Source organism: Luteimonas campi (assembly GCF_051162505.1).
GTDB lineage: Bacteria > Pseudomonadota > Gammaproteobacteria > Xanthomonadales > Xanthomonadaceae > Luteimonas.
Map to the genome: position 1 here is coordinate 48,681 of NZ_JBNWEM010000001.1, position 26,978 is coordinate 75,658.

The following is a 26,978-nucleotide window of genomic DNA, read 5'->3' on the forward strand; positions in this document are numbered from 1 at the left end:
GCCCGGCTTGACCTGGGTCAACGTCGCGATGGCGTGCTTTGACTAGGATAGCCTGCATGACCAGGACCGCTTCCGTACCTTCGCCCGGCCTGCTGGCCGCGGCGCCGCACCGGCTGATGTTCTTCATCGGGGCCGGCAACCTGCTGCTGGCGATGGCCTGGTGGGCCGCGTGGCTGGCCGCCCAGCGCTGGCCAGGCCTGCTGCAGGTGCCGCAGGCGGCAACGTTCCCCGGCTGGCTGCACGCCTTCGTGATGCAGTACCAGGTGCTGCCCAGCTTCTTCTTCGGCTTCCTGCTGACCGTGTTCCCGCGCTGGCTCGGCCTGCCCGACATCCCGCGCTGGCGCTATGTGCCGGTGGGCGTGGGCATGTTCGGCGGGCAGGCGGCGATGCTGCTGGGCGCGCTGGGTCTGGAGGTCGCGCTGGTCGTGGGCCTGTTCATGACCCTGGCGGGCTGGGGGGCGGGGGTGTGGATCCTGGCCCGGCTGCTGCTGTCCGAGCGCGGCACCACCTGGCACGCGCGTTCGTGCCTGGCCGCGATGCTGCTGGGGCTGGTGGGCGTGCTGTGCTTCGGCGCATTCCTGCTCACCGGCTCGCCGTGGTGGGTGTTCGTGTCGATCAAGCTCGGCACGTTCGGCCTGCTGCTGCCGGTGTACCTCACGGTGGCGCACCGCATGTTCCCGTTCTTCGCCGGCAACGTCGTGCCCGGCTACGTCGCCTGGCGGCCGATGTGGCTGCTGGCGGCGATCTGGGCGCTGGCGATCGCGCACCTGGCCCTGGAGCTGGCGCATGCCTACGCCTGGCTGTGGCTGGTGGACCTGCCGGCGTTGGGCCTGTCGCTGTATGCACTGTGGCGCTGGTGGCCACGCGCCGCGGCGCCGGGGCTGCTGCGGGTGCTGTTCCTGGGGCTGCTGTGGTGGCCGGCCACCTTCGCGCTGTTCTCGCTGCAGAGCCTGGTGTACCTGCAGTCGGGCGTGGTCGCGCTGGGCCGCGCACCGGCGCATGCGCTGTTCATCGGCCTGTTCGGCAGCGTGCTGGTGGCGATGGTCAGCCGCGTCACCGAGGGCCATTCCGGGCGGCCGCTGAAGATGTATGGCCTGGCCTGGCTCGCCTTCGTCGGCATCCAGCTGGTGGCGGCGATGCGCATCGCCGCGGAACTGCTGCCCGACATGCTGGCCTGGCAGGCGCTCTCGGCCCTGGGCTGGTTGCTGGCGCTCTCGCCCTGGGTGCTGCGCATCGGCAGGGTCTACCTGTCGCCGCGCGCCGACGGCAAGCCCGGCTGAGCCTGGCCCCCACCCGGCGCACCGCGCCTGCGCTTATCCTTGCGCGCGCTTTTCGTCGACGACTGTGTTCCGAGGTTCCGGATGATCGAGTTCTACCCCCAGATCAAGCATGCCCACATCGGCTTCGCCCTGCTCAGCGGCGGGCTGTTCGCGTTGCGTGGACTGCTGCTGCTCCTGGGTGCACGCTGGCCCAACGCCGCGCCGGTGCGCTATGTGAGCTATGCGATCGACACCGCGCTGCTGACCGCCGCGCTGATGCTGCTGACCATCCTGCCGGCCGGCCTTTACGCCAATGGCTGGCTGGCGGTGAAGGTGGCGCTGATCGTGGCTTACGTGGTGCTGGGCGTGTTCGCCCTGCGTCGCGGCCGCAGCCGCGGCGTGCGCGCGGCCTGCTATGTGGCGGCGCTGCTGGTGTTCGCGCAGGTGTACTTCATCGCCCGCACCCACCATCCGTTGGGCGCGCTCTCCCTGCTGGGGTGACGGCCGCCGTCGGCTAGCGCAGCGCCGCGACCCCCAGCGACGCGAGCGCGCACCACAGCACCACCAGCAGAACCGGCACCCGGCCGCTCGCGAGCAGCGCGAGCGCGATAGCGGCCAGCAGCAGGTCGGGCAGGTCGCGGATGCCTTCGCGCCATAGCGGGTCGTACAGCGCCGCGGCCAGCACACCGACCACGGCCGCGTTCACGCCCGAGATCGCGCGCCTGGCGGAAGCGGCGCCGGAAAAGCGCGCCTGCAGCGGCAGCAGGGCCGCTACCAGCAGCAGGCCCGGCAGGAAGATCGCGCACAGCGCGAGCACCGCGCCCGCGCCGCCTGCCAGTCCACCGGGCAGGCTCGCGCCGAGGAAGGTGGCGATGCTGAACATAGGTCCGGGCACGGCCTGGCTAGCGCCGTATCCGGCCAGGAACGTGTCGGCATCCACCCAGCCCGGTTCGACCACCGCCTCGTGCAGCAGCGGCAGCACGACGTGCCCACCGCCGAACACGAGCGATCCGGCGCGATAGAACGCCGCGAACACCGAGGCCGCGTCCGGCGTCGCGCCGGGCGGCCACAGAAGCGCCAGCACGAGCAGCCCCAGCCACGCGGCCAGCAGCAGCCACGACATGGCCTGGCTGCATCGCCCCGCGGGCGTGGGCCACCGGACCTCGGCCGCGTCGCCGGCGCGGAACAGGACCAGCCCTGCCGCAGCTCCGAAGGCGATCGCGGCCAGCTGCGGCCAGAGCCCGCCGGGAAGCGCGAGGACCAGCGTCGCGGCCGCGATCGCGATCCCGACCCGGCGCAGGTCGGGCGTGAGCCGCCGCGCCATGCCGGCCAGGCCATGGGCGACCACCGCCACGGCCAGCAGCTTCAGTCCGTGCATGGCGGGCGGCAGCCAGCGCTGGTGCGCCAGTGTCGGCAGCAGCGTCGCGAATCCAGCCATGACCAGCGCAGAGGGCAGGGTGAAGGCGACGAAGGCGGCAAGGCCGCCGCGCCAGCCCGCACGCAGCAGGCCGAGCGCGAACCCGAGCTGGCTGCTGGCCGGCCCCGGCAGCAACTGGCACAGCGCGACGAGCTGGGCGAAACGCGCATCGCCCAGCCAGCCACGGCGGACCACGCACTCGCGCCGCAGATAGCCCAGATGCGCGATCGGCCCACCGAACGAGGTCAGGCCCAGCCGCAGGAAGGTGGCGAATACCTCCCCCGCCGATCCTCCCGCCGCGGTTTCCGGGGAAGCGTCCCTGGTCGACGGCGGCATGGTCATCCGGGCCGGGTGCGCTGCGCGCCGCGGACCCGGCCTGGCGAGGACCCGCCAGCCGCCGCCGCCTGGCCGGCGTCGCCTGCCAGCGAGCGGCACGCAGCGGGGCGGGGCGCCGTGCAGCTCACGCCGGGCCGCGGCCGCGCGGTTGCGGCAGCCGCCAGCCGCGACGGATCGCAAGCCAGCGCAGTACGAAGCAAGCCACCGCGCCCGCCACCGCCACCGGCGCGGCCGGCAGCGAGAACAGGTGTCCGAGCACGACCACCAGGGCGCCAACGAAGGCCGCGACCGCGTAGAGCTCGCGCTGCAGCACGCCGGGGATCGTGGCGACCAGCACGTCGCGGACGATGCCGCCGCCCACGCCCGAAAGGATGCCGAGCATCACCGCGCCGGTGGGCCCCAGGCCGGCGGCCAGGGCCTTGCCTGCACCGAGCACCGCGAACAGCGACAGGCCGATCGCATCGGAGATCTGCACCGGATTGCGCAGCCGCTCGACCGTGTCGTGCCACCAGAAGGTGACCAGGCCGGCGGCCACCGACACCGCGAGATAACGCCAGTCCACCACCGAGGCGGGCACCAGGCCCAGCAGCACGTCGCGGATGATGCCGCCTGCGGTGGCCGCCGCGAACGACAGCACCAGCACGCCGAACAGATCCAGCCGGTGGCGCACGGCCACCAGCCCGCCGCTGATCGCGAAGGCGAAGGTGCCGAGAAAATCGATCAGCGCGACGAAGGTCGAGGTCATGGCGTGCGCAGCGGACACGGAAGAGCGCTGGAGATCGCTGGAGCGGCTGATGTCATGACATCGGTTCCGGATCGCGCTTGCCGGCGAGCGGCGGCGGCAGCGGGATGAACTCGCCATCGTCCAGGTCGGGAAGCTTCATGCGCCCCGCCGCGTAATCGGCACGCGCCTGGTCGATGCGCTCCTTCGAGGACGAGACGAAGTTCCAGTCGATGTAGCGGGGGCCGACCGGCTCGCCGCCCAGCGCCATCAGCACCGCATCGTCGAGTGCTTCGATCGTGACCGCATCGCCGGGCAGCAGCACCGCCATGGTGCCGGCGTCCACCCGCTGGCCGGCGATCGCGACGGCACCACGGGCGACGTAGAGGGCGCGCTCGGGATAGTCGGGCGGCAGCGAAGCCCGCGCGCCCGCGCGCAACTGCCAGTGCAGGTAGAACTGGGGCGAGTCCACGCGCACCGGCGATTCCAGGCCGGCCAGCCGACCGGCGATCAGGCGGCCCGCAACGCCGTCCTCCTCGAATGCGGGCAGGGCGTCCGCGGGGTAATGCCAGAAGCCCGGATCGGTTTCCTCGCGCTCCACGGGCAGGGCCACCCAGGCCTGGATGCCATCCATCGGGCCGCCTTGCGCGCGCAGGCGCTCGAAGCGCTCGGAATGGGTGATGCCGCGGCCAGCCGTCATCCAGTTGACCTCGCCCGGGCGTACCGCCTGCTCCGAGCCGACGCTGTCGCGATGCATGATCTCACCGTCGAACAGGTAGGTGATGGTGGACAGGCCGATATGCGGATGCGGGCGCACGTCGGCCTCGCGCGGCAGTCCGGGTTCGACCAGCTTGGGGCCCATGCGGTCGAAGAAGATGTACGGGCCGACCATGCGCCGCCGCGCGAAGGGCAGCACCCTTCCGACCTCGAAGCTGCCCAGGTCGCGGGAGCGCTGGTGGATGAGGAGTTCGATCATGCGCCTGGCTCCTGCCGTTCGCTGATGCGGGAGGCGACATCATCGCAGCTGGAGCGCGGGCAGCGGGGAATTCCGGGCAGGACACTGGTTTCCGCCGCGTGCATGTTTTGCCGGTCCGGCCGGCGGGACCACGCGAATGCCGGGCGTGGCCACAACAGGCGTCTGCGTCGACCGGTGGTCCCGGCGGCACGAACGGAATCGTGCCCCGATTGCAGGACGACATTCGATCTGGACGGCGGGCGCGCGCGCCGCCGGCCGGGTGCGCTGACCGCCCGATTGGGAGAAAGCCCAGAAAAAAGGCCACCCCCGGCGAACCGGGGGTGGCCTGACGGCGAAGGGGAGTGCGCCGTAATTCGCCGTCTTACTTGCCGACCGGAAGCGAGAGGTCGGTGTCGGGCTTGATCGGGCCGACCGGCGAGGGCGTGGTCATCAGGTCGTGGTTCCACTTGTCGCCTTCGACCTTGATGTGCGCCGCCGCGCCGAGCAGGACCGCCTCGATCAGGTTGTGGTTGAGATACACGTGCAGGCCCGGCTGGTGGAAGGTGTAGAGCGCCGCGCCTGCCGATCCACCGCGGATGAACCAGGTCTCCAGGTCCTTGAGCGGGGCATTGGCGAACTTGCCTTCTTCCCAGACGTAGTCGCCGTGGCCGCCGATCAGGTGCGGGCGCGTATCGCGGTTGGCCTGCGAGTGCACCAGCAGCACCGTCTCGCCGACCTTCGAGGTCATCGCGTTCTCCCCGGCCAGGGCGCCCACTGCGCCGTTGAACACCACGTGCGAGGGGGTGAGGCTGCGCATCGCCTCGAGGGTGTCGGGCAAGGATTCGGCGTGCGAGCCGTAGGCCTTGAACTTGCCGTCTGCATCGCGCGGGATGTAGAACTCGGTCTCGCCGATGTAGTAGGCGCGGTCGTACTTCAGGGACTTGCCGTTGCCGTCGGTCAGGCCTTCGCGTGGCAGCACCATGATCGTGCCGTGCATGCCGGCCACCACGTGCCAGGGCGTCATCGGGCCGCCGGGAGCGCAGTGGTAGACGAAGGTGCCGGCGCGCGTGGCCTTCCAGCGCAGGGTCACTTCCTCGCCCGGCTGGATCACCGTCAGGTCGCCGCCGCCCAGCGCGCCGGTGGCCGCGTGGAAGTCGATGTTGTGCGGCATCGTGTTGGTGGCCGGATTCACCAGCGTCACCTCGACGTAGTCGCCCTCGTGCACCACCATCAGCGGGCCGGGGATCGAGCCGCCGAAGGTCATCGCGTGCATCCTGGTGCCTTCGCCGTCGATGACGATTTCCTTCTCGACGATGGGCAGGGTGAACTGCACCACCTTGGGACCGCCCTTGGCGACCTGGTCGTGCTCATGCACGAACGGCGGGCGCAGCAGGGTGACCTGCTGGCGGGGCAGGGATGCGAGGTCCGACGCCTCATCGAGCGTCGCGTTCACCAGCTCCAGCGCGTCGACCGCGTGGACCGGAGTGGAGGCGCCGGCACCGATCGCCAGGACAAGGGCCGAAGCAAGAAGACTCGTGTGCAGCAGTTTCATGAGGAGGTTCCTCGATATCCACGTTGGGTTCGGGGATATCGTGGGCGCGGGGCGCCCTCCTGCATTTGATTGAAATCAACCGCACGCCTGCGTACGGAAGTTTTCCGCACCCAACTGTCCACGGCTTGACATGGATCAAGCGCGCGGCCGGCTCAACCGCAGGGGCGGTCCTTCGCGAACGGGTTGAGACGGCGCACCCAGCTGTCGCCGCAGTCGATGTCGGTGGGCGTGCGCGCCGCTTCGGCTTCGGCCCTGCGACGGCTGGCTTCGTCGCGGCGCGCCCGTTCGGCAGCGGCGATGCGCTCGCGGATCGCCGGCAGTGCCGCCAACGCGGCGCGCTCGCCCTCGAGGATCGCGGCATTGCGCTGCTCGAAACTCACCGGGCCGATGTCGTTGACCTGCGGCCGGATCACGGCGTCAGCGCGCGCCAGCTCCTGCCGGCCCAGGGTCTGGCCCATGATCGTGATCGACTGGTTGACGATGCCCGCAAGCGCCGTGGGCGTGGTCCCGCCGGCCTTGCTGGAAATGTCCACGGCGATGACGAGGTCGGCGCCGAGCTGGCGCGCCGCGTCCACCGGCACCGGACTGACCACGCCACCGTCGACATAGCTGCGGTCGCCGATCCGGGTCGGCTCGAACACGCCGGGCACGCTGCTCGAGGCGCGCACCGCCTGGCCGGTATTGCCGCGCACGAACACGACCCGGTCGCCCGTGTCCAGGCGCGTGGCCACGGCTGCGAAGGGTTTGGCCAGCCGTTCGATCGGCTTGCCGCCGATCTCGCGGTTCACGTAGTCCTGCAGCGCCTGGCCCTGCACCAGCCCGCCGGCGAACAGGCGCACATCGCGCAGACTCGACTCGTCCAGCGCGGCGGCGCGGCGCTGCATCTCGAACGCATCCATGCCGCTGGCGTACAGGGCGCCGACCACGCTGCCGGCGCTGGTACCGGCGACCACGTGGGCGCGGATGCCATTGGCCTCGAGCATCTTGATCGCACCGATATGGGCGAAGCCCTTGGCCGCGCCGCCGCCCAGCGCCAGACCGATCCGCAGCGGGGGCGGCGCCGGCGCTGCGGGCGTGTCGGCAGGCGCAGCGGCCACGTCGCGGACAGCCTTGCCGCCGCCGCAGGCGGCCAGCGCCACCAGCAGCAGGCCGGCAGGAAGCAGGCGGGGCAGGGATGCGATCGGGAACATGGGCGAAGCGATGGTGGGTTGCGAAGCGACCGGAACCGCTGGATGGCGGCATCCGTGGACAGCGACCGAGCATAGCGGCCACCGGCCTGTCCCCGGCTGAAGCAGGCGCGCCTGCGCCCCGATCCCCGCGTCCGCCTGGCGTCGGGTCGGGCCCAACAGGCAGGCCGCTGGCGGGGCGGCGCCCTGTCGCGGCGCGGCGCGGGCAAAGAAAAGGTTCTTCTCCTATTTGAGGGGAACCTGGCGACCGGGATGGGTTGGATCGGGGCTTGCGGACCGAGGCCGCCCCGCTCCGGGGGCTGCTCCCCGGCCTGGGCGGCCATCCATGGCCGCACTCGCCGCCGCAGCACATCCATGTGCTGCTGTCCGCACCCCCGGAGCGGGACGGCCCTGGGCCTGTCTCTGTCGCGGCTTCGATCAGCAGGACACTTCCAGCTGCCGGAGCACCGAACGAACAGCAGCGGTGAGCCGCGCCCTGCCGGCCGGGGATCGCGGCAAGCAAAACAGGGATGTTCTGCGCGCGAGTCGGGGCAGGATGCCCCGTCCGAGCGGAGAGCGATCCCCGGCCGGCAGGGCGCGGCGTCCGTCGGGAGCCCCGATCGGAACGCTCCAACGACGCCCAACATCCCCTCACTTGGGAGAAGAACCAAAGAAAAAGGCCGGTTTCCCGGCCTTGTCCTTGTCCTTGAATCGATTGGTGGAGCCAGGGAGGATCGAACTCCCGACCTCGTCATTGCGAACGACGCGCTCTCCCAGCTGAGCTATGGCCCCACGAGCGGCGCATTATAGCGGCGCCGCCGCCTCGCTGCCAACGGCCAGCAGCGGCGAAAGGGCCGGTTCGAGTTCGGCGCGGCGCCAGCCCGAGAGCATGCCCGGCCAGTCCTCGCCGTCGAGCAGCGTTTCCAGCCAGCGACGCGAGGCGAGGACGCCGTCGGGCAGGCCCAGCTCGGTGCTGCGCACGGCCACCGCGTCCTGCAGGCGGCGCAGGGCCTTGCGGTCGCGCTCGCTGGTGCGTGGCGCCGGCGCATCGGCCTCGTCCTCCAGCGGCGTCCACAGGGCGGCCAGCACCGCATCGGCCAGCTTGCGCGGCGCCTTGGGATGGGCGGCGAACAGGCGCTCGAGCGCGGCCGCGTCGCGCGGCGCGTCGCGGGCGAGCGCGGCAGCCAGTTCGTTGTCCAGCACCCAGTTGCGCGGGCGGTCGCTGTGCCTGGCCTGCTGTTCGCGCCAGCGCAGCAGGCGCAGCAGGCGATGCTGTCCGTCCGTGTCGAGGAACTGGGCGCTGCGCAGGGTCAGGTGCGGCCAGCGCTCGACCTCGTCGCGGCGCGCGCCGTCCAGCATCCGCGCGCAGTCCTCGGCGAACCAGTCCGCGCGTCCCAGCGACCGCAGCCTGGCGTCGAGGGCATCGTGCATGGCGAACAGGTGGCGCACGTCCTCGGCCGCATAGGCCAGCTGCGACGGCGAGAGCGGTCGCTTCATCCAGTCCGACCGGGTCTCGCCCTTGTCCACGGCGATGCCCAGCAGCTCCTGCACCAGCCGCTGGTAGCCGACGCCCGCGCCGATGCCCGCCAGCGAGGCGGCGATCTGGGTATCGAACAGGGGGTCGGGCACCACGCCGCAGGCCTGCCGCAGCGCCACCAGGTCCTCGCTGGCGCTGTGCATGATCTTGAGCACGGAACGGTCGGACAGCAGCGGCGCCAGCGCCTGGGTCATGCCCTCGGCGAGCATGTCCAGCAGCAGGATCCGCGGCTCCGGCGCGTCCGGCACCTCGATCGCCACCTGCACCAGCGACAGCTGCGGCCAGTAGGTACGTTCGCGGATGAACTCGGTATCGACGCCCACGCGCGCGGTGGCGGAGGCGAGATGCGTGCGGAGGACGGCGGGGTCGGTGACCCAATGAGGCGAAGACGACATGGGTCGGCAGCCTAACGGCGCGCGGGCGGACGTGGCAATGGCGGAAGTGTCCCGGGCGGGAATGCGCGACGGCGGCGCCTTCGCGCCGCCTGCTCCGATCGCTTAATCTGGCGCGGATGTCGTCGAGCGAGTCCCGATTGCGCTGGGCCTGGATCGCGTGCGTGTTCGGCGCAGCGCTGTGCGCCGGCTGTGCACGCGACGAGGCGAGTTCCGAGGTCCCGGTTGCCGCGGCCGAGGTCGCCAGCGGCAACGTCACCATCAGCGGCGACGAGAGCGGCGCGGCCGACCTCACCTGGCGCGCTCCGGCCGTGGACCTCGCAGGCACCGACCCGGACGAACTGCGCGCCCGCGCCAGTGCAGCGCTCTCCGAAGGGCGGCTGTACGAGGATGCCGATGCCGCGGTGCCCATCTACCTGGCCCTGTCGACGTTGCCCGAACACAGCGCCTTCGCCGAGGCCGGGCTGCGGCGCGCGCAGCGCCAGTTGCTGCAGGCGGGCGCCGCGTCGCTGGCGCGCGCGGGCGATGACGATGCCGCGCTGGGCGAGGCGCTGGAGCTGGCCACCATCCTGCGCGCGATCGATCCGCAGGACGGGTCCGTGCAGGAATTCCTCGCCGGCGTCGACCTGGCCGAGCGCGTGTCCGCCTTCAACCAGGCCGGGGAACGGGCGCTGGCGGTCGGCGAACTGGGCGAGGACGGAGGAGGCGCCCTGGCCGCATTCCGCGCCGCGCTCGACCTGGTGCCGGGGCAGCCGCGGGCCCGGCAGGGCCTGGCGGCGGTGGAAAGCGCGCTGATCCGGCGCGCCGAAGACGCCGCCCTCGCGGCCGACTTCGACCTCGCGGCGCGCTGGCTCGCCCACGCCACCGAAGTGCGGCCCGACGACGGGCTCGAGACCGTGGCCGATGCGCGCGAGCGGGTCGCCGGCATGCGCGCCACGCGCATCGCCCGCCTGCGCGACCTCGGCATCGAGGCCTTGCCCCGTTTCGGCGGCATCGACCTGGCCCGCCGCCACCTGGCCGAACTGCTGCGCATCGCGCGTCCGGGCGATCCCGCCGCGGCGGAACTGCGCGAGCGCATCGACCTGGCCGTGCACTACGGCCTGTACGCCCCCGGCCAGGTGTTCACCGATGCGCTGCAGACCGGCGGTCGCGGCCCGCAGATGGCGGTGGTGCCGCATGGGGCGTTCACCATGGGCGCGCCGGAGGGCGAGCGCGAGGCCAGCGACTATGAGCGGCCCGCCCATCCGATCCGCTTCGCGCGCGGCTTCGGCATGTCGATCCGCGAGATCACCGTGGGCCAGTACCGACGCTTCATCGCGGCCACCGGCCATCGCACGCGCGCTTCGCGGCGCGGCTTCTCCATGGTCTACGACGAGCGCAGCAACAACTTCGTGCGCAGCAGCGGCGCCGACTGGCATACCGACTACCTCGGCCGTCCGGCCGACGACGGCCTGCCGGTGGTGCACGTGAGCGCGCGCGATGCCCAGGCCTACGTGGACTGGCTGTCCGCGCAGACCGGGCGGCGCTACCGCCTGCCCAGCGAGGCGGAATTCGAGTACGCGCTGCGGGCCGGCAACCGCGCGCGCTTCCCCTGGGGCGAGGGCGAGCCACCTCCGCGCGCGGCCAACACCACCGGGGCGCTGGACCGCTCCCCGGCCGGCCGCACGTGGACCAATGCCTTCGCCGGCTACGGCGACGGCTACTGGGGTCCGGCGCCGGTCGGCAGCATGGAAGCCAATCCATGGGGCCTTCACGACCTGTCGGGCAACGTCAGCGAATGGGTGGCCGACTGCTGGCATGATGGCTACCGGCGGGCGCCGGGAGATGGTTCGGCCTGGATCAACCCCGGTTGCCGCGACCAGGTGATCCGCGGCGGTTCCTGGGCCAGCTCACCCGCGCAGACGCGTTCGGCCTGGCGCGCGCCGGCGTCGGTGGACACGACCAACGCGCGGCTCGGCTTCCGCGTGGTGCGCGATCTTTAAGGGCTGGTTCCGAGGGGAGGAGGAGTAGACGATGCGACGCGATCCGTTTGGTGGGCGCCACCGGCAGCAGCCGGGCGCGGGCAGGCGCGGCATCAACCCCCGCTTCATCATCCTGCTGCTGTTCGCCGGCTACGGCGCCTATTACTGGTTTTCCAACCAGTCGGTGGACGCGGTCACCGGCGAATCGGTGCTGATCGACCGCAGCCTGTCGATCGAGGATGAGAAGGCGCTGGGACTGCAGGCCTACCAGGAGATCCTGGCCCAGGAGCGGCCGGTCGCGGCGGACTCGCAGATCGCCCGCCAGGTCCAGGACATCGCCCGCCGGCTGGTGGACAAGGTGCCGGAGGTGGAGGCCGCGCTCGCCGCGGAGAACGGGCAGCCGGCCCCGACCTTCTCCCAGAGCTTCCAGTGGGAGGTCAACGTCATCGAGTCCGACCAGGCCAACGCCTTCTGCCTGCCCGGCGGCAAGATGGCGGTCTATACCGGCCTGGTACCGGTGGCGCAGAACGAGAACGCGATGGCCGTGGTCATGGGGCACGAGATCGCCCACGCCCTGCTGCGGCACGGGGCCCAGCGCATGGCCCAGCAGAAGCTCAGCCAGGTGGGGCAGATGGCTGGCGCGATGAGCGGCATGGATCCGCAGCAGCAGCAGATGATCATGGCCGCGATGGGCTACGGCTACCTGCTGCCTTACGCGCGCAAGCACGAGACCCAGGCGGACGAGGTCGGGCTGATGCTGGCCGCAGCCGCATGTTTCGATCCACAGGAGGCCGTTCCGCTGTGGGAGCGCATGGGCGAGGCGAGCGGCGGCCAGGCGCCGCCGGAGTTCTCGTCCACGCATCCCAATCCGGGCACCCGCATCGCCAACCTGCAGTCGCTGATGCCCAAGGCGCTGGAGTACCGCCAGCGCTTCTGCAGCGCTGCCCAGGGCGCAGGCCAGCGCTGACGGTCTTCGTGCCGCCGGCCCGGGCCGGTGTTTCCGCGGGAACGGCGCGGCGCGCCGCAGCCTGTCAGAACCCCATGTACAGGCCGCCGTTGACCGGGATGTTGGTGCCGGTGATGTAGCCGGCCGCATCGTCGCTGAGGAAGGCCACCGTGCGCGCGATCTCTTCCGGCCGGCCGAGCCGGCCGACCGGCACGCGGTCGACGATGTCGCGGCGGATCTCTTCGGGAATGGCCGCCACCAGCGCCGTCTCGCAGTAGCCCGGCGAGACCGAATTCACGGTCACGCCCTTGCGCGCCACTTCGCGAGCCAGCGCCATCGTGAAACCGTGCATGCCGGCCTTGGCGGCGGAATAGTTGGTCTGGCCGAACTGGCCGGTCTGGCCGTTGACCGAACTGATGTTGACGATCCGGCCGAAGCCGCGAGACATCATCCCTTCGACCACATGCCGGCACAGGTTGAAGACGCTGTCGAGGTTGACCGACAGCACCGCATCCCACTGCGCCCGCTCCATCTTGCGCAGTGTGGTGTCGCGGGTGATCCCTGCGGCATTGACCAGGATGTCGAGCGCGCCATGCGCCTGCTCGACCTCGGCCACGAACGCCGCGCAGGCGTCGAAATCCGACACGTCGAGCGCCGCGAAACGGATGTCGAAGCCGGAGACCTGCTGTTCGAAGCGTGCGATGCGCGCAGGGTCGGTGCCCAGGTCGGCGGCAACGACGCGCCGCCCGGCGCGGGCGAGCTCGAGGCAGATCGCCGAGCCGAGCCCGCCGATGCCGCCGGTCACGACGGCGACGCGATTGTCCATGGAATATCCGGGTGGGGAGCGGGGAGCGGAGGCGGCGCGGTGCGCGCCGCGGGAGTGCGCGGTCAGCGGCCGCGGCGCTCCGGATCAGGCTTCTGGCCGGCGCCGCCGCCGATCAGGTTCTTCTGGAATTCCTTCCACATTTCCATGTTGCGCTCGGTGAGCTGGTTCATCATCGCCCAGGGCGTCTGGCCCAGCATGCCGCCCATCTGCTGGCGGAACTGCTGCTGCTGGTCGAGGAAGACCTGCATCGAGCGTTCGAGGTAGCTGCCCATGAACCCCTGCATCGAATCGCCGTAGAACCGGATGATCTGGCTCAGCAACTGGGTGGACAGCACCGGCTCGCCGTCGGACTCGTGCTCGGCGATGATCTGCAGCAGCACCGACCGGGTGAGGTCCTCGCCGGACTTGGCGTCGCGGACCTCGAACTCCTCGCCGTCGACGATCAGCTGGCGCACATCCTCGATCGTGATGTAGCTCGAGATCTCGGTGTCGTAGAGACGACGGTTGGGATATTTCTTGATGATCCGGGTCGAGGCCATGGAGCAACTGCTCGAAGGATGATGCCTCGCAGCATGGCGCAGCGCAGCACGGCTTGCAAGCCGAGGCCGCGGGCCCCTGCCGGCCGCGCAGGCGGACCGCCGGGCGGGACGGGACGCGGGGATGGGATCGAAGGAAAGGCCGGCACGGGCCGGCCTTTCGCGGGGGTGGGGCGGCCGGCGGTCACCAGCCCATGTGGTGGCCGCCGTTGATGTCCAGGTTGGAGCCGGTGATCCAGGCGGCCTGCTCGTCGACCAGGAACGACACCGCGTAGGCGATCTCTTCGGGCTTGCCCAGCCGGCCGGTGGGGATGTCGGCCGCGATCTTGGCGCGCACTTCCTCCGGCACCGCCATCACCATGTCGGTGGCCACATAGCCGGGCGAAACCGTGTTGACGGTGATCCCGAGCTTGGCGTTCTCGCGCGCCAGCGAAATGGTGAAGCCGTGCATGCCGGCCTTGGCCGCGGCGTAGTTGGCCTGGCCGTACTGGCCCTTGAGGCCGTTGATCGAACTGATCTGGATGATGCGGCCCCACTTGCGCTCGCGCATGCCGTCGATCACCGGGCGGGTGACGTTGAACACCGAATTGAGGTTGGTGTTGATCACATCGGTCCACTGCTCGGCCTTCATCTTGTGGAAGGTGCCGTCGCGGGTGATGCCGGCGTTGTTGACCAGGATCTCGATCGGGCCCAGCTTCTCCTCCACCTGGCGGACCATCTCCGCCGCGTCCTCCGGGGACGTGACGTCGCCCTTGACCAGGGTGAAGTCGTAACCCTCGGCCTGCATCTGCGATTGCCAGGCGCGGGCCTTCTCCTCGCTGCGGTAATTGGTCGCCACCTTGTGGCCCTGGTCCGCAAGCTTCTTGCAGATCGCCGTGCCAATTCCCCCCGTCCCGCCGGTCACCAGAGCCACGCGCGTGGTCATGTCGTCTCGTCCTCTTCCGCCGCCGTTGCGGCACCGGCTCCAGTCTAGTCGCGGCAGACGACAGTGGTGTTGTGCATCGCGGCGCGAAGCGGGACCGGCCCGCGGGGAATGCGCCCGGGGTCGAACGCGGCCGCGGCCAGGGCCAGGAACTCGCCGGGCGTTGCAGCGTCGTTCGCCAGCGGCGCCTGGCCGAGGATGCGCCAGGCCACGTGCAGCGGCCCCATCGGCGCGGTGGCGTCGACGGCCAGTGCCGCGAGGGACTTGGACAGTTTCTGTCCGCTGTCGTCCAGCACCAGGGGCAGGTGCAGGTAGCGCGGGGTGGGCAGCCCCAGGCGTTGCTGCAGCAGGATCTGGCGCGGGGTGGAATCGAGCAGGTCGGCGCCCCGCACCACCTCGGCGATGCCCTGGTCGGCATCGTCGACCACGACGGCCAGCTGGTAGGCCCAGAGGCCATCGGCGCGGCGCAGTACGACATCGCCGACGCTGGCGGCCAGGTCCTGCTCGATGCGTCCATGGACCGCGTCGTGGAAACCGATCACGGTGCCCGCCGGCACGCGCAGGCGGATCGCCGGGTGGTCGCGGCGTGCGCCCGGGATGCAGGCGCGGTGGATGCCGCCGCTATCCGCCAGCGCCGCGCGGCTGCAGTGGCAGGCGAAAGCGTCACCGCTGGCCAGGAGCCGCTCCAGCGCCGCCCGGTAGGCCGGCTCGCGATCGCGCTGCCGGACCGCCCCGTCGCTGCGCAGGCCGAAGCCAGCGAGCGTGCGCAGCTGCGCATCGGCCGCGCCGGCCACTTCGCGCGGTGGATCGAGGTCCTCGATCCGCACCAGCCACTGTCCGCCCGCGCGGCGCGCCATCAGCCAGCTGCCCAGGGCGGCGACCAGCGAGCCCAGGTGCAGCGGGCCGGTGGGCGAGGGCGCGAACCGGCCCCGGTAGGCGATGCGGTCGGACATGGCTGAACAGGCGCGGGGCCGTGCGAGTCGATGACTTGAAATTCAGGGTGGTGAACCATAATCGATCCCCACGACCGGCGCCCGATGACGCCGGCCTCCGGAAGACACTCCATGTTCAAGCGCATCACCCTGTTCCTGCTTACCAACCTCGCGGTGCTGGCCCTGGTCAGCATCGTCATGTCGATCCTCGGCGTGAACCCGTCCACCTTCGGCGGCCTGCTGATCATGGCCGCACTGTTCGGCTTCGGCGGCTCGCTGATCTCGCTGTTCATGTCGAAGTGGACCGCCAAGCGCTTCAGTGGCGCGCACGTGATCGAGCAGCCGCGCAACGAGGTCGAGCGCTGGCTGGTGGACACCGTCGCGCGGCAGGCCCAGGCCGCCGGCATCGGCATGCCCGAGGTCGCGATCTACGACGCCCCCGAGATCAATGCCTTCGCCACCGGCGCCAACCGCAACAACGCCCTGGTCGCGGTGTCGACCGGCCTGCTGCGCTCGATGGACAAGGACGAGGCCGAGGCCGTGCTCGCCCACGAGGTGGCCCACGTGGCCAATGGCGACATGGTGACCATGGCCCTGCTGCAGGGCGTGCTCAATACCTTCGTGATCGTGCTGGCGCGCGTGGTCGGCCGGGTGGTGGACGGCTACCTCAGCGGCGGCCGCGACAACGGCGGTGGCGGGCTGGGCTATTTCGCGGTGGTGTTCGTGCTGGACATGGTGTTCGGCCTGTTCGCCAGCATGATCGCGATGTGGTTCTCGCGCCATCGCGAGTTCCGCGCCGACGCCGGTGGTGCTGCCTTGGCCGGCCGCGAGAAGATGATCGCCGCGCTGCAGCGGCTGGCGCAGAACCAGGGTGCCAACACCCTGCCCAAGCAGATCGCCGCCTTCGGCATCAGTGGCGCCATGGGGTTCGGCCTGCGTCGCCTGCTGCTCAGCCATCCGCCGCTGGAGGAGCGTATCGCCGCCCTGCGCAACGCGCCGCCGGAGACGCTGCGCGAGGGCATCGCGGTCTGACGCGCCGGCTACCGTTGGCGATCGGAAGAAAGGCGCCGGGAGACCGGCGCCTTTTCTTCGTCCGGACCCGCGCCCGCGGCTACTCGAAGTCGTAGTTCATCGTCGGGCCGGGCGTGGCCAGGAAGTAGCCCTGCACGTAGTCGACTCCCGACGAGAACAGGATCGACATGCTGGCTGCGTCCTGCACGTGCTCGGCGATGGTGCGGATGCCCAGTTCGCGCGCGCGGTTGGCGATCTCGCGCACCCGGGTCTGGCTGTCGGCGCTGCGCGGCAGGTCCTCGATGAAGCTGCGGTCGATCTTGAGCAGGTTCGGCTTGAGGTGGGCCAGCAGTTGGAACGAATCCAGGCCCATCCCGAACTGCTCCAGCGACAGCCGGCAGTCGAAGCGCCCGATCGCGTCGGCGAAGGCCTGGGTCGCCTTGAGGTGGGTGAACACCTTGGCCTCGGGCAGCTGCAGCACCAGGTACTCGCCCGGCACGCCGTGGGCCTGCAGCTGCTGGCCGATGAATTCCGCCAGCTCCGGATCGTCGAGGGCCGCCTGGCTGACCTTGACCAGCAGGGTGGTGGGCCGGTTCGCGGCGATGCGCTGGCCGATCGCGGCAATCGCCTGGCCCAGCACCGCGCGGTCGATCTCGCCGAGCAGGGCGTGTTCCTCGGCGATCTGCAGGAAGTTGGTGGGGGCGATGAGCTGGCCGTCGCCCGGATCCAGGCGCATCAGCGCCTCGTAGGTGGCGCCGGTGTCGCCCTGCAGGTTGATGATGGGCTGGTAGTGGAGCACGAAGCGCTGGTTGTCCAGGGCCTCGCGCAGGCGCGCCACCCAGGCGCGTACATGCTCTTCCTCGGCGCGGTCCACCGCCGCCGGGTCGAAGATCTCGTAGCGGTTGCCGCCCACGCCGCTGGACGATTCCACGCCCTGGGTGGCCTTGGCCAGCACCTGCGAGACGCTGGCGATCTTCTCGCCGATCTGCACGCCGCCGATGCTGGGCGTGATCACGCTGGAGCGCGCGCCGATCTGGAACACGTCGGCCGAGAACGCCGCCAGGATCCGGTCGGCGAGCGCGCAGGTGCCGGCATAGTCGCTGCCGCGCAGCAGCACGGCCAGGGTGTGCTCGGAGAAGCGCGCGGCGATCGCCCGGCCGCCGAGGTCGCCCTGCTGCAGCAGGGCCTGCAGCCGCTGCCCGATCGAGGCCAGCAGTGCGTCGGCCGACTCCAGGCCGATTTCCTGCAGCAGGCGGTGGTAATGGTCGGGCTCGATCATCAACAGGCCGTGCTGGCCGTTGTTCTGGCCTGCGTCGTCGACCGCATCCTCCAGTGAGCGCAGGAAGGTCGGCCGGTTGAGCAGGCCGGTCACCTGGTCGCGCTGGCGCAGTTCCTCGAGTTCCTGGGCCAGTTCCGGGTCGAACTCCTGGCGGCGGAACACCACCTGCAGGCAGGCCTCGCCTTCGTACTGGGCCTGGGTGAAATCCATCGAGGCGGGAAAGGCGTTGCCTTCCAGGTCGCGCGCTTCCAGCTCGTAGCGCGGCGGCGGCGCCTCGCCCTTGGCCATCGACTTGAGCAGCTGCTTGAAGCCTTCCACGTGCTGGGGCGCGATCATGTCCAGCAGTGACATGCCTTCGATGTCCTCGAAATCCTCGTAGCCGAACATCTCCAGGTAGGCGGCATTGGCGCGGATGTGCATGCCTTCGTGGATGTAGGCGATGGGGTCGCGCGAGGACTCGATCAGCGCGTCGCAGCGACGTTCGGTTTCGCGCACGCGTGCCTCGAGCCGGCGCTGCGCGCGACGGGCATCGAGATCGGCCCATTCATTGCGTACCTGCGACAACACCTGCTGCGGGCGGTGCCGGACCACGACCGTGCGCGCGCCGGTGCCCAGCGCGGCGTCGTAGCGGGCCTCGTCCAGCTCGTCGGCGATGGCGATGACCGGCAGGTCCTTGCCGCAGCCGGTGACCAGCTGGACCGCTTCGGCGAAGGGCAGCGACTGCGAGGAGAGTGCGGCCAGCACCAGGTCGGCAGGCCCGGTCAGGGCGGCCGCGAGTTCTTCGGTGCTGGCAGCCCGTACCGGGCGGACCGCGATCCCTGCGTTGCGCAGGCTGCTGACCAGCGCCTCGGCGTCCTCGACCCGATCGTCCACGATCAGCAGGCGCAAGGCGTTGTCAGGCTTCATCGACATGCGTTCTCTCCCCCGTGGCTCGCGTTATGCCATGGGCGCCCGCCTGCGTCCATCGTCGTCGGCCACAGCGGCCGCTTGGCGGCATCGCCCGCCACTTCGCGCACAAGCCGCGGCAGCAGATAGCCCGGCAGACGGTCGCGCATGGCCGCATGCAGGGCGAGCGCGACCTCGTCCGGAACCTCGAAATGGGCGGCGCCCGCGACCCGGTCGAGCTGGTGCAGGTAGTAGGGCAATACACCCGCGGCGAAGCTGCGTTCATGCAGCGCGGCCTGCGCGTCGAGGCTGTCGTTCACTCCGCGCAGCAGGACCGCCTGGTTGAGCAGCACGGCGCCGGCCGCGCGCAGCCGGCCCAACGCGGCGTCGACCCCGGCATCGAACTCCTGCGCGTGGTTGGCGTGCACCACCACCGCCACCGGCCAGGGCAGGGCGGCCAGCCAGGTCTCGAGTGCCTCGTCCACCCGTTCAGGCAGCACCACCGGCAGCCGCGTGTGGATGCGCAGGCGGCGCACGTGCGCGATGCCGGCCACCGCAGCGGTCAGGTCGGCCAGCTTGGGGGTGGCCAGCGACAGCGGATCGCCACCCGAGAGGATCACCTCGTGCAGCGAATCGTCGGCCGCGATCGTCTCGACCGCGCTGCGCCAACTGCCCGCCGCTGCGCTCTGCTCGGCGTAGGGGAAGTGGCGGCGGAAGCAGTAGCGGCAGTTCACCGCGCAGCTGCCGGTGGCCACCAGCAGGGCGCGGCCCGTGTACTTCCGGATCACGCCCTGGCCGGCACCGGCGGCGGCATCGCCCACCGCATCCAGCCCGAAGCCGGGCACGGGACGCAGCTCCTCATCCAGCGGCAGCACCTGGCGCAGCAGCGGATCCTTCGGATCGCCAGGCCGCATGCGCGCGGCGAACGCGCGCGGCACGCGCAGCGCGAACTGGGCGGCCGCGGCTTCCGAGACGGCCACCCGGCCCTCCAGGCCAAGGACCGCCAGCAGCTCGCGCGGGTCGCGGATGGCCTCGCGCCAGGCCTGCTGCCAGCCCTGCGGCTGCAGCCGGGTGGGGGCAGCAGTTATCATGAGGGGTCGCTATTCCTTGCCCGGCGCTGCCGGGTGTCCGATCCATCATTCTAGCCGCCCGTGCGCGGCCAAGCAGGAGACTCCATGGCCACTTTGGGCATGAACGACGTGAAGAACGGCCAGAAGATCCTGGTCCACAACGAACCGGCGATCATCACCGAGACCGACTACGTCAAGCCCGGCAAGGGCCAGGCCTTCACCCGCGTCCGCTACCGCCTGATCAAGACCGGTCGCGTGCAGGAAATCACCATGAAGTCGACCGATTCGGTCGAGGCGGCCGACGTGGTCGATACCGACATGCAGTACCTCTACAGCGACGGCGAGTACTGGCACTTCATGAACCCGGAGAGCTTCGAGCAGGTGCAGGCCGACCAGGCCGGCATGGGCGGCGCGGAGAAGTGGCTCAAGGGCGAGGAGACCTGCGTGGTCACCCTGTGGAACGGCAGCCCGATCATGGTGACGCCGCCGAACTTCGTCGAACTCAAGATCACCGAGACCGACCCGGGCGTGCGCGGCGACACCTCGGGCGGCGGCGGCAAGCCGGCCACCCTGGAAACCGGCGCGGTGGTGCGCGTGCCGCTGTTCGTCGGGCAGGAGGAAGTGATCAAGGTCGACACCCGCTCGGGCGAGTACGTCAGCCGCGTCAAGTGATGCCATGGCCGCGCGCCTCCGCGCGCGGCCATGGCGGTTGCCGGGCCGCGAACGGGCGGCCGTCGCCGCCGGAGGCGAAGGGCGTCGCCTTGCCCGCGCCGGTCGCCATTGCCTCCCGCGGCCGCCGCGCGCGCCAGGATCCTCGCGCATGGGTTCGCAATCCATCCGGATTCCGTTGCCGGAGCGCGGCGGCGCCGGTGTCGAGCTCCGCAGGCGGCAGGGCCCTGACGGGCGGCGCGGCGTGCGTCCGGGCCGCAGCCCGGCGATGCGTGAGCCACAGCTCTGACGCGTCTGCTCCGTTGCACTGTCAACGCGCTGTCGGATGCGACCTGTCAGAATGTCGGGCATGACCGATCTGTCCGTTCCCCAGAGCTGCGACCTGCTGATCGAAGCCGGATACGTGGTCCCCGTCGAACCGCACGGGGTGGTGCTCGAAGACCATGCGGTGGCGATATGCGATGGCGTCATCGTCGCGGTGCTGCCGATCGCAGAGGCCCGCTCCCGCTTCACCGCGCGCGAGACGGTGTCGCGCCCTGATGGTGCGCTGATTCCCGGCCTGGTCAACGCGCATACCCACAACCCGATGACCCTGCTGCGCGGGATCGCCGACGACCTGCCTCTGAAGGTCTGGCTGCAGCAGCACATCTGGCCGATCGAGGGCGCGGTGATGAGCCCGGCCTTCGTCGAGGACGGCGTGACCCTGGCGATCGCCGAGCTGCTGCGCGGCGGCGTCACCTGCGTCAACGAGAACTATTTCTTCCCCGACGTGCAGGCTGCGACCTACCGCAAGCACGGCTTCCGCGCACGCGTCGGCCTGCCGGTGATCGATTTCTCCACCGCCTGGGCGGCCAGCGACGACGAGTACTTCGACAAGGCCGGCGCCGTCCATGACCAGTGGCGCGACGATCCACTGGTGGCGACTGCATTCGCGCCGCACGCGCCGTACACCGTCAACGACGCCAATTTCGAGCGGGTGCGCATGCTGGCCGACCAGCTCGATGTGCCCGTGCACCTGCACCTGCACGAAACCGCGCAGGAGGTGGAGCAGTCGCTGAAGGAGTACGGCCAGCGCCCGATCGCGCGCCTGGATCGGCTGGGCCTGATCAACGATCGCCTGATCGCGGTGCACATGACCCAGCTGACCGAGGCCGAGATCCACCTCTGCGCGGAGCGCGGCGTGGGCGTCGTGCACTGCCCCGAATCCAACCTCAAGCTCGCCTCGGGCTTCTGCCCGGCCTGCGCGCTGGAGCGTGCGGGCGTGACCCTGGCGATCGGCACCGACGGCGTGGCCAGCAACAACGACCTGGACATGTTCGGCGAGACCCGCACCGCCGCGATCCTCGCCAAGGCGGTCGCGGGCGACGCGGCCGCACTCGACGCCTTCACCGCGCTGCGCGCGGCCACCCTGGGCGGCGCGAAGGCGATCGGCTTCGACCATCTGGTGGGGTCGATCGAGCCGGGCAAGCAGGCCGATCTGGCCTGCGTGGACCTCTCGGCGCTGGAAACCCAGCCGCTGCACCACGTGGTGTCGCAGCTGGTCTACGCCACCGGCCGCCACCAGGTGGACGATGTCTGGATCGCTGGCCGCGCGAAGCTGCGTGGCCGCGCGCTGGTGGACATGGACGCCGATGCCATCGTCGCCAATGCCCGGCAGTGGCGGGAGCGGATCGCCGGCATCCGGGTCGGCTGAATTCGCCCCGCGCCCACTCCAATCGCAGCGCCGGCCCTGCCGGCACGACGCAACCTAGAGATCGATGCCATGAATTCCGCTTCCGCCGCTTCCAACTTCCACCAGGCCGAACTGGACCGGTTCGCCGCGCTCGCCAACCGCTGGTGGGATCCGGACGGCCCGCAGAAGCCGCTGCATGCGCTCAACCCCGCGCGCCTGGGCTATGTGGCCGCGCGTGCGCCGCTGGCCGGTGCGCGGGTGCTGGACGTGGGTTGCGGCGGCGGCCTGCTCAGCGAGGCGATGGCGAAGGCGGGCGCGAAGGTCACCGCGCTGGACCTGGCGCCCGAGCTGGTGAAGGTGGCGCGTCTGCACGCGCTCGAGTCCGGCGTGGAGGTCGATTACCGGGTCCAGCCCGTGGAACAGCTGGCCAGCGCCGAGCCGGGGAGCTTCGACACGGTCACCTGCATGGAAATGCTCGAGCACGTGCCCGATCCGGCCGCCATCCTCGCCGCCTGCGCGGCCCTGCTGCGCCCGGGCGGCCGCCTGTTCGTGTCCACCATCAACCGCACGCCCGCCGCCTTCGCGCTGGCGATCGTGGGCGCCGAGTACGTCGCGCGCCTGCTGCCCACTGGTACCCACCGCTACAGCGAATTCATCCGCCCGTCCGAACTCGCGTCCTGGCTGCGTGCCGCCGGGTTGGAGCTCGAGGATGTCAGCGGCCTGATGTACGAACCCTGGCGGAACTCGGCGCGGGTGATCTCGCGCACGGATGTCAACTACCTCGCCTGCGCGCTGAAGCCGTAGGGCGCGGGATGTCCGCTGCCTGCCAGCCGCGTCGTTTTCCGCGCGGCGTCCTGTTCGACCTGGACGGCACCCTGCTCGACAGCGCGCCCGACATGCTCGCCACCGTCAACCGCATGCGGCAGGCGCGGGGCAGGGCGCCGATGGTGCTCGAGGCGCTCCGGCCGCATGTCTCGCGCGGCGCGCGGGCGATGGCCGCGGCCGCGTTCCCGGATGTGCCGGCCGATCGCGTGCCCGAGCTGGTGCCGGAGTTCCTGGCGGTCTATCGCGAGGAGCTGGGCCGCCATGGCCGTCCGTTCGACGGCATCGAGGCGATGCTGTCGGCGCTCGAGGGCGACGGGGTGCGCTGGGGGATCGTCACCAACAAGCCCGAGGGGCTGGCGCGGGACCTGCTGCCGATGCTGGGCTGGGACCGCCGCAGCGGCGTGCTGGTGGGGGGCGACTCGCTGGCCGAGCGCAAGCCGCACCCGCTGCCGCTGCTGCACGCGGCTCAGGCGATCGGCGTTGCGCCGTCGGCCTGCGCCTACGTTGGCGACGATCGCCGCGATATCGACGCCGCGCGCGCCGCCGGCATGGCCTCGGTGGTGGCGCTATGGGGGTACCGGCTCGACGACGACGATCCGGCGACCTGGCAGGGCGATGCGATGGTGCGGGCGCCGGTGGATCTGCTCGATCCGGCGGCCTGGCCCGCCCAGCCTTAGCCTGCGGCAGGCCGCTCCGGCGGCGTGCCGGCGCGGCGCCCTCCTACAATGACTCGATGAACGATCCGGACTCGCTCGACAGTTTTCTCGGCAAGTGGCGCGCCCGCTGGCCCGAATGGGAGCTGCTCTCGGTGTTCGTGCCCGCGCCCCAGCGCGGCACCGTCGCCGCCTGGTACGCGTTGCTCGACGAGCTGGGCGATGCCGCCTGGGCAGGGACCGACCCCACCCCCGGCCTGGCCAAGCTCGCCTGGTGGCAGGAAGAGCTGCTCGGCTGGCAGCGGGGCGCGCGCAGGCATCCGCTCGGCCAGGCGCTGCAGCGCCTGGCGGCGCCCTGGGACACCCTGGGCCGCGCGCTGGCGTCGCTGCCGCAGACCCGCTCGGCTGCGGACGCGGACGCCGGCGCGCTAAAGGCGTTCGCCGCGGCCGTGCTGGCCTGCGAGGCGGCCCTGTTCGGCGGCTCCGGCCAGGCCGCCGCGGCACTGGCCGCGGTGGACGACGATCTCGATGCCCTGCGTGCGCTGACGCAGGGCGGCGCGACCGGTCGTGGTCCGGCCCCCGGACCGGCGGCCGGGCTGACCAGGCCCCGGTGCCTGCACCAGGTGGCGTTGCGGGCGCATCTGCGGCGCCAGGCGGCAGGACAGTCTCAGGCGCGTCCCGCGACGTTCGGCCTGCTGCTGTCCGGCTGGCGTGCGGCCCGCCGCGGCTAGCCACAACGCAGCGTTGCGCGGGTGGGCGGCGCGGCGCCGGTAAACTGTCGCCTTTCCCGCTGTTGGACGTTGCCGTGACCCTGATTCCTGCCCGCTCCCTGCCCGATGTCGCCGGCGACGCCGCCCGTGCGGCGCGCGCGCTCGACTGGGTCGGCATGGACCGCATCGCGCTGCCGGTGTGCATCGCGGGCGAGGGCGGGACGCCGATCATGGTGCCGGCCTCGGTGGACGTCGCCGTCGATCTGCGCAACCCCGACGCGCGCGGCATCCACATGTCGCGGCTGTACCTGCGCCTGCAGGATGCGCTCGCCAGCGAGCAGCCGGGGCACGCCATGCTGCGGCGGGTGTTGCAGGACTGCATCGATTCGCAGCAGGGCCTGTCGTCCCGCGCGCGGCTGCTGATCCGTTACGGGCACCTGTTGCGCCGGCCCGCGCTGGCCAGCGGCTACAGCGGCTGGAAGACCTATCCGGTCGAGCTGGCGGCGGAACTGGGCGGCGGCCACCTGACGCTCGAACTCGGGTTCTCGGTCGAGTACTCGAGCACCTGCCCGGCGTCCGCGGCGCTGTCGCGGCAGTTGAACGCGGAGCGCTTCGCCGAGGATTTCGCGGGCGCGGCGCCGCTGTCGGGCACGGCCGTGCACGACTGGCTGGCGTCTCCGCGCGGGTTGGCGGGCACCCCGCACGCGCAGCGCAGCCGCGCCGATATCCGCGTCACCCTGCGTCCGGCCTTCGACGGTCTGCCGCTGGCCGAGCTGGTCGACGCGATCGAGGCTGCGCTGGGCACCCCGGTCCAGACCGCGGTCAAGCGCGAGGACGAGCAGGCCTTCGCTGCGCTCAATGCGGCCAACCTCATGTTCTGCGAGGACGCAGCGCGCCGGGTGGCGGCCGCATTGCAGGCGGACGCCCGGATCGAACGCTTCGAGGCGACCGTCTCGCACTTCGAAAGCCTGCATGCCCACGACGCGGTGGCGCGCGTCAGTTCGGCGGGCTGATCCGGCGAAAAATCGATGCCCAACGTCGCGGCGTTGGGCTAGCATCGCGCTATGGGGGATCCTCGGCATCATCGGGGCTGGTGCAGCTGGCTGCTGTGCCTGCTGCTGCTGTGCCCGTCGCTGGCGGGCGCAACGGAGCTGATCGTCCGCGAACTGCGCGACGATCCGCCGGCCGCCGAGGTCCTGGCCGGCCTGCACGACGCCCGTCTGGCCGCGCCCCAGGATCGGCCTTACATCCGCCAGTTCGAACGCAAGGCGCAGTGGTGGCGGATCGAGGCCAGCGGACCGGTCTCTGCCGGCCCGGCACCCCAGCTGGTGATGCGCTCGCCCTTCCTGTACCGGGTGGAGGCGTGGCCGCCGGGCGCCCGCGCGCCGACGCGTCACTCGCTCTACGGCGCGCATGTAGATGACCGCTATTCGCACCGCGCGCTGGTGATCGCGCTGCCCGACGGCATTCTGGCAGGGCAGGCGGTGTGGCTGCGCGTGGAGCATCTTTCCAGCATCGTGTCGCCGCTCTCGGTCGAACCGCTCGACCAGGTCCATCGCGAGGATCTGGTGTTCGTGGCCTGGCGCAGCTTTGTCATCACCAGCCTGGCGGTGCTGGCGATCCTGGGCCTGGCGTTCTGGGGCGGGACCGGCGAGCGCAGCTATGGCTACTTCAGCGCCATGCTGGTCTGCGCCATCGGCTACCTGTCCGCCGTGAGTGGAGACTTCCGCTGGGTCCCCGGCCTGGACGCGCTTTTCGGTCGTGGCGCCGAGGCCAACCGCGTCATCGCCTGCCTCGGCGTGGTCTTCAGCAACCTGTTCCAGGGCAGCTATCTGGGCCTGCGGCGCAAGGCGCCCCGGTTCGGCCGGTTGCTGCACGTTGGCACCGGCATCGCGGCGATCACGGCCGCGCTGTCTTTGTTCGGGGCCACGAAGCTGACGCACATCACGGGCAATTTCGCGCTGCTCTACTCGGCGGCGGTGCTGCTGGTGGCCAGCGCCTGGCTGTCGCTCCGCGGCGAACGCGTGGCGCGCGTGGTGCTGGTGTCCTGGAGCGCGCTGATGCTGTTCTGCGTGCTGTCGGCGGCGCAGATGGTGGGGCTGTGGGTCGGTCCGACCTGGCTGGGGCAGGGGCTGGCCGGCAGTTTCGTGCTCGCCAGCCTGCTCCTGGCGCTTGGACTGTCGGACAAGCTGCTGCAGTTGCGGCGCGACCGCGACCACGCCAGTCTGCAGGCGACCATCGACCCGGTCACCAAGACCCTCAACCGGCACGGTATCGAAGAGCGCCTGTTCCAGGCCGTCGAGCGCGCCCGGGCGCGCGCCGAGCCGCTGTCGATCGCCTTCGTCGACGTGGACCGCTTCAAGGGCATCAACGACCGCCATGGCCACAGCGTCGGCGACCAGTGCCTGCGGATCGTGTCCTGGCGCCTGCGCAACCAGCTGCGTCGCCAGGACGGTCTCGGCCGCTACGGCGGCGATGAATTCCTGGTGGTGCTGCCCGGGCAGGATGCGCACTCGGCGCTGCGGATCGCCGAGCGCATGCGGGTCTCGGTCAACTGCCGGCCGCTGTCGATGCCCGAGACCAGCATCCGCGTCACGCTGAGCATCGGGGTGGCCGAACTGACGGCTGGAGAATCCATGGCCAGCCTGTTCGAACGGGCCGACACCGCGCTGTACGCCAGCAAGTCGGCCGGACGCGACCGTGCGACCGGCGCGAACCCTCCGGACGGACTCTGGACCACCTGACA

General features: G+C 71.1%; 22 protein-coding genes, 1 tRNA gene and 2 pseudogenes. 12 read left to right on the top strand and 13 right to left on the bottom strand.

The annotated features are described in order from the left end of the window. The first annotated feature begins 56 nt into the window (after positions 1-56). Together ACQYVW_RS00215 and ACQYVW_RS00220 are read left to right on the top strand one after the other, a co-directional pair. Positions 57-1,280 (top strand): NnrS family protein, encoded by a 1,224-nt coding sequence (locus ACQYVW_RS00215; RefSeq protein WP_434945647.1) that lies wholly within the window; start codon positions 57-59, stop codon positions 1,278-1,280. Between the two features lie 81 nt (positions 1,281-1,361). After that, complete coding sequence (locus tag ACQYVW_RS00220) at positions 1,362-1,760, top strand: SirB2 family protein (RefSeq protein WP_434935114.1); 399 nt, start codon at positions 1,362-1,364, stop codon at positions 1,758-1,760. Between the two features lie 13 nt (positions 1,761-1,773). On the opposite strand, the gene ACQYVW_RS00225 is transcribed toward ACQYVW_RS00220, so the two are convergent. The 7 genes from ACQYVW_RS00225 to rnd form a co-directional block, all read right to left on the bottom strand. Beyond that, positions 1,774-3,012 (bottom strand): chromate transporter, encoded by a 1,239-nt coding sequence (locus ACQYVW_RS00225; RefSeq protein ID WP_434935112.1) that lies wholly within the window; start codon positions 3,010-3,012, stop codon positions 1,774-1,776. Between the two features lie 124 nt (positions 3,013-3,136). Further along, on the bottom strand, positions 3,137-3,757 hold the full coding sequence (locus ACQYVW_RS00230) for a trimeric intracellular cation channel family protein (protein WP_434934856.1): 621 nt from the start codon (positions 3,755-3,757) through the stop codon (positions 3,137-3,139). 52 nt (positions 3,758-3,809) lie between these two features. After that, on the bottom strand, positions 3,810-4,709 hold the full coding sequence (locus ACQYVW_RS00235) for a pirin family protein (RefSeq protein WP_434934855.1): 900 nt from the start codon (positions 4,707-4,709) through the stop codon (positions 3,810-3,812). Positions 4,710-5,070: 361 nt separating this feature from the next. Further along, complete coding sequence (gene nirK, locus ACQYVW_RS00240; RefSeq protein WP_434934854.1) at positions 5,071-6,240, bottom strand: copper-containing nitrite reductase; 1,170 nt, start codon at positions 6,238-6,240, stop codon at positions 5,071-5,073. Between the two features lie 152 nt (positions 6,241-6,392). Next, positions 6,393-7,430, bottom strand: a complete 1,038-nt coding sequence (locus ACQYVW_RS00245) for a patatin-like phospholipase family protein (RefSeq protein ID WP_434934853.1) — start codon at positions 7,428-7,430, stop codon at positions 6,393-6,395. A gap of 692 nt (positions 7,431-8,122) precedes the next feature. Further along, positions 8,123-8,198 (bottom strand) — tRNA-Ala (locus tag ACQYVW_RS00250). A gap of 12 nt (positions 8,199-8,210) precedes the next feature. Next, positions 8,211-9,338: a ribonuclease D gene (gene rnd, locus ACQYVW_RS00255; protein WP_434945648.1), complete on the bottom strand. Its 1,128-nt coding sequence runs from the start codon at positions 9,336-9,338 to the stop codon at positions 8,211-8,213. A 116-nt stretch (positions 9,339-9,454) separates the two neighbouring features. Here rnd and ACQYVW_RS00260 point away from each other — a divergent pair, with 116 nt between their 5' ends. Together ACQYVW_RS00260 and ACQYVW_RS00265 are read left to right on the top strand one after the other, a co-directional pair. Then, on the top strand, positions 9,455-11,317 hold the full coding sequence (locus tag ACQYVW_RS00260; protein WP_434945649.1) for a formylglycine-generating enzyme family protein: 1,863 nt from the start codon (positions 9,455-9,457) through the stop codon (positions 11,315-11,317). 31 nt (positions 11,318-11,348) lie between these two features. Continuing rightward, a complete protein-coding gene (locus ACQYVW_RS00265; RefSeq protein WP_434945650.1) occupies positions 11,349-12,263 on the top strand; it encodes a M48 family metallopeptidase in 915 nt (304 codons plus the stop codon). A 64-nt stretch (positions 12,264-12,327) separates the two neighbouring features. Here the strand turns inward: ACQYVW_RS00265 and phbB are convergent, their stop codons facing one another. From phbB to gluQRS, 4 genes and pseudogenes are all read right to left on the bottom strand, one after another. Next, positions 12,328-13,068, bottom strand: coding sequence for an acetoacetyl-CoA reductase (phbB, locus tag ACQYVW_RS00270; protein ID WP_434945651.1), 741 nt, complete (start codon positions 13,066-13,068; stop codon positions 12,328-12,330). Between the two features lie 80 nt (positions 13,069-13,148). Next, positions 13,149-13,607 (bottom strand): annotated as a pseudogene (phaR, locus tag ACQYVW_RS00275) (polyhydroxyalkanoate synthesis repressor PhaR); the annotation flags it as partial. 181 nt (positions 13,608-13,788) lie between these two features. Then, entirely contained in the window at positions 13,789-14,529 is a 741-nt protein-coding gene (locus ACQYVW_RS00280) for a beta-ketoacyl-ACP reductase (protein ID WP_434945652.1), read from the bottom strand. 44 nt (positions 14,530-14,573) lie between these two features. Continuing rightward, on the bottom strand, positions 14,574-15,479 hold the full coding sequence (gene gluQRS, locus ACQYVW_RS00285) for a tRNA glutamyl-Q(34) synthetase GluQRS (RefSeq protein ID WP_434945653.1): 906 nt from the start codon (positions 15,477-15,479) through the stop codon (positions 14,574-14,576). Positions 15,480-15,590: 111 nt separating this feature from the next. Between gluQRS and htpX the strand changes: the two genes are divergently transcribed. Then, positions 15,591-16,490 carry a protease HtpX gene (gene htpX, locus ACQYVW_RS00290; protein WP_434945654.1) on the top strand — a complete coding sequence of 300 codons (900 nt, stop codon included), beginning with the start codon at positions 15,591-15,593 and terminating at the stop codon, positions 16,488-16,490. 79 nt (positions 16,491-16,569) lie between these two features. Here htpX and ACQYVW_RS00295 read toward each other — a convergent pair whose 3' ends face one another. Together ACQYVW_RS00295 and epmB are read right to left on the bottom strand one after the other, a co-directional pair. Continuing rightward, a complete protein-coding gene (locus ACQYVW_RS00295; protein ID WP_434945655.1) occupies positions 16,570-18,660 on the bottom strand; it encodes a GGDEF/EAL domain-containing response regulator in 2,091 nt (696 codons plus the stop codon). A gap of 65 nt (positions 18,661-18,725) precedes the next feature. Next, positions 18,726-19,724, bottom strand: a pseudogene (gene epmB / locus ACQYVW_RS00300) (EF-P beta-lysylation protein EpmB); the annotation flags it as partial. Positions 19,725-19,808: 84 nt separating this feature from the next. Here epmB and efp point away from each other — a divergent pair. The 7 genes from efp to ACQYVW_RS00335 all read left to right on the top strand — a co-directional run bounded on the left by efp (position 19,809) and on the right by ACQYVW_RS00335 (position 26,976). Further along, on the top strand, positions 19,809-20,375 hold the full coding sequence (gene efp / locus ACQYVW_RS00305) for an elongation factor P (protein ID WP_434934841.1): 567 nt from the start codon (positions 19,809-19,811) through the stop codon (positions 20,373-20,375). Between the two features lie 346 nt (positions 20,376-20,721). Then, positions 20,722-22,065 (top strand): TRZ/ATZ family hydrolase, encoded by a 1,344-nt coding sequence (locus tag ACQYVW_RS00310; RefSeq protein ID WP_434945656.1) that lies wholly within the window; start codon positions 20,722-20,724, stop codon positions 22,063-22,065. 69 nt (positions 22,066-22,134) lie between these two features. Next, on the top strand, positions 22,135-22,848 hold the full coding sequence (ubiG, locus tag ACQYVW_RS00315; protein WP_434936758.1) for a bifunctional 2-polyprenyl-6-hydroxyphenol methylase/3-demethylubiquinol 3-O-methyltransferase UbiG: 714 nt from the start codon (positions 22,135-22,137) through the stop codon (positions 22,846-22,848). Positions 22,849-22,856: 8 nt separating this feature from the next. Next, positions 22,857-23,546, top strand: a complete 690-nt coding sequence (gph, locus tag ACQYVW_RS00320) for a phosphoglycolate phosphatase (RefSeq protein WP_434936760.1) — start codon at positions 22,857-22,859, stop codon at positions 23,544-23,546. Positions 23,547-23,602: 56 nt separating this feature from the next. Next, positions 23,603-24,253 carry a squalene/phytoene synthase family protein gene (locus ACQYVW_RS00325; protein WP_434945657.1) on the top strand — a complete coding sequence of 217 codons (651 nt, stop codon included), beginning with the start codon at positions 23,603-23,605 and terminating at the stop codon, positions 24,251-24,253. A 74-nt stretch (positions 24,254-24,327) separates the two neighbouring features. After that, entirely contained in the window at positions 24,328-25,245 is a 918-nt protein-coding gene (folE2, locus tag ACQYVW_RS00330; protein WP_434945658.1) for a GTP cyclohydrolase FolE2, read from the top strand. A 51-nt stretch (positions 25,246-25,296) separates the two neighbouring features. Further along, positions 25,297-26,976, top strand: coding sequence for a sensor domain-containing diguanylate cyclase (locus ACQYVW_RS00335; RefSeq protein ID WP_434945659.1), 1,680 nt, complete (start codon positions 25,297-25,299; stop codon positions 26,974-26,976). The last annotated feature ends 2 nt before the right edge of the window (positions 26,977-26,978 follow it).

Excerpts from the sequence above, each read along its gene's own strand:
- ACQYVW_RS00215 (WP_434945647.1), top strand. The coding sequence starts at position 57 with ATGACCAGGACCGCTTCCGTACCTTCGCCCGGCCTGCTGGCCGCGGCG.
- ACQYVW_RS00220 (WP_434935114.1), top strand. The coding sequence starts at position 1,362 with ATGATCGAGTTCTACCCCCAGATCAAGCATGCCCACATCGGCTTCGCC.
- ACQYVW_RS00225 (WP_434935112.1), bottom strand. The coding sequence starts at position 3,012 with ATGCCGCCGTCGACCAGGGACGCTTCCCCGGAAACCGCGGCGGGAGGA.
- ACQYVW_RS00230 (WP_434934856.1), bottom strand. The coding sequence starts at position 3,757 with ATGACCTCGACCTTCGTCGCGCTGATCGATTTTCTCGGCACCTTCGCC.
- ACQYVW_RS00235 (WP_434934855.1), bottom strand. The coding sequence starts at position 4,709 with ATGATCGAACTCCTCATCCACCAGCGCTCCCGCGACCTGGGCAGCTTC.
- nirK (WP_434934854.1), bottom strand. The coding sequence starts at position 6,240 with ATGAAACTGCTGCACACGAGTCTTCTTGCTTCGGCCCTTGTCCTGGCG.
- ACQYVW_RS00245 (WP_434934853.1), bottom strand. The coding sequence starts at position 7,430 with ATGTTCCCGATCGCATCCCTGCCCCGCCTGCTTCCTGCCGGCCTGCTG.
- rnd (WP_434945648.1), bottom strand. The coding sequence starts at position 9,338 with ATGTCGTCTTCGCCTCATTGGGTCACCGACCCCGCCGTCCTCCGCACG.
- ACQYVW_RS00260 (WP_434945649.1), top strand. The coding sequence starts at position 9,455 with ATGTCGTCGAGCGAGTCCCGATTGCGCTGGGCCTGGATCGCGTGCGTG.
- ACQYVW_RS00265 (WP_434945650.1), top strand. The coding sequence starts at position 11,349 with ATGCGACGCGATCCGTTTGGTGGGCGCCACCGGCAGCAGCCGGGCGCG.
- phbB (WP_434945651.1), bottom strand. The coding sequence starts at position 13,068 with ATGGACAATCGCGTCGCCGTCGTGACCGGCGGCATCGGCGGGCTCGGC.
- ACQYVW_RS00280 (WP_434945652.1), bottom strand. The coding sequence starts at position 14,529 with ATGACCACGCGCGTGGCTCTGGTGACCGGCGGGACGGGGGGAATTGGC.
- gluQRS (WP_434945653.1), bottom strand. The coding sequence starts at position 15,479 with ATGTCCGACCGCATCGCCTACCGGGGCCGGTTCGCGCCCTCGCCCACC.
- htpX (WP_434945654.1), top strand. The coding sequence starts at position 15,591 with ATGTTCAAGCGCATCACCCTGTTCCTGCTTACCAACCTCGCGGTGCTG.
- ACQYVW_RS00295 (WP_434945655.1), bottom strand. The coding sequence starts at position 18,660 with ATGTCGATGAAGCCTGACAACGCCTTGCGCCTGCTGATCGTGGACGAT.
- efp (WP_434934841.1), top strand. The coding sequence starts at position 19,809 with ATGGCCACTTTGGGCATGAACGACGTGAAGAACGGCCAGAAGATCCTG.
- ACQYVW_RS00310 (WP_434945656.1), top strand. The coding sequence starts at position 20,722 with ATGACCGATCTGTCCGTTCCCCAGAGCTGCGACCTGCTGATCGAAGCC.
- ubiG (WP_434936758.1), top strand. The coding sequence starts at position 22,135 with ATGAATTCCGCTTCCGCCGCTTCCAACTTCCACCAGGCCGAACTGGAC.
- gph (WP_434936760.1), top strand. The coding sequence starts at position 22,857 with ATGTCCGCTGCCTGCCAGCCGCGTCGTTTTCCGCGCGGCGTCCTGTTC.
- ACQYVW_RS00325 (WP_434945657.1), top strand. The coding sequence starts at position 23,603 with ATGAACGATCCGGACTCGCTCGACAGTTTTCTCGGCAAGTGGCGCGCC.
- ACQYVW_RS00335 (WP_434945659.1), top strand. The coding sequence starts at position 25,297 with ATGGGGGATCCTCGGCATCATCGGGGCTGGTGCAGCTGGCTGCTGTGC.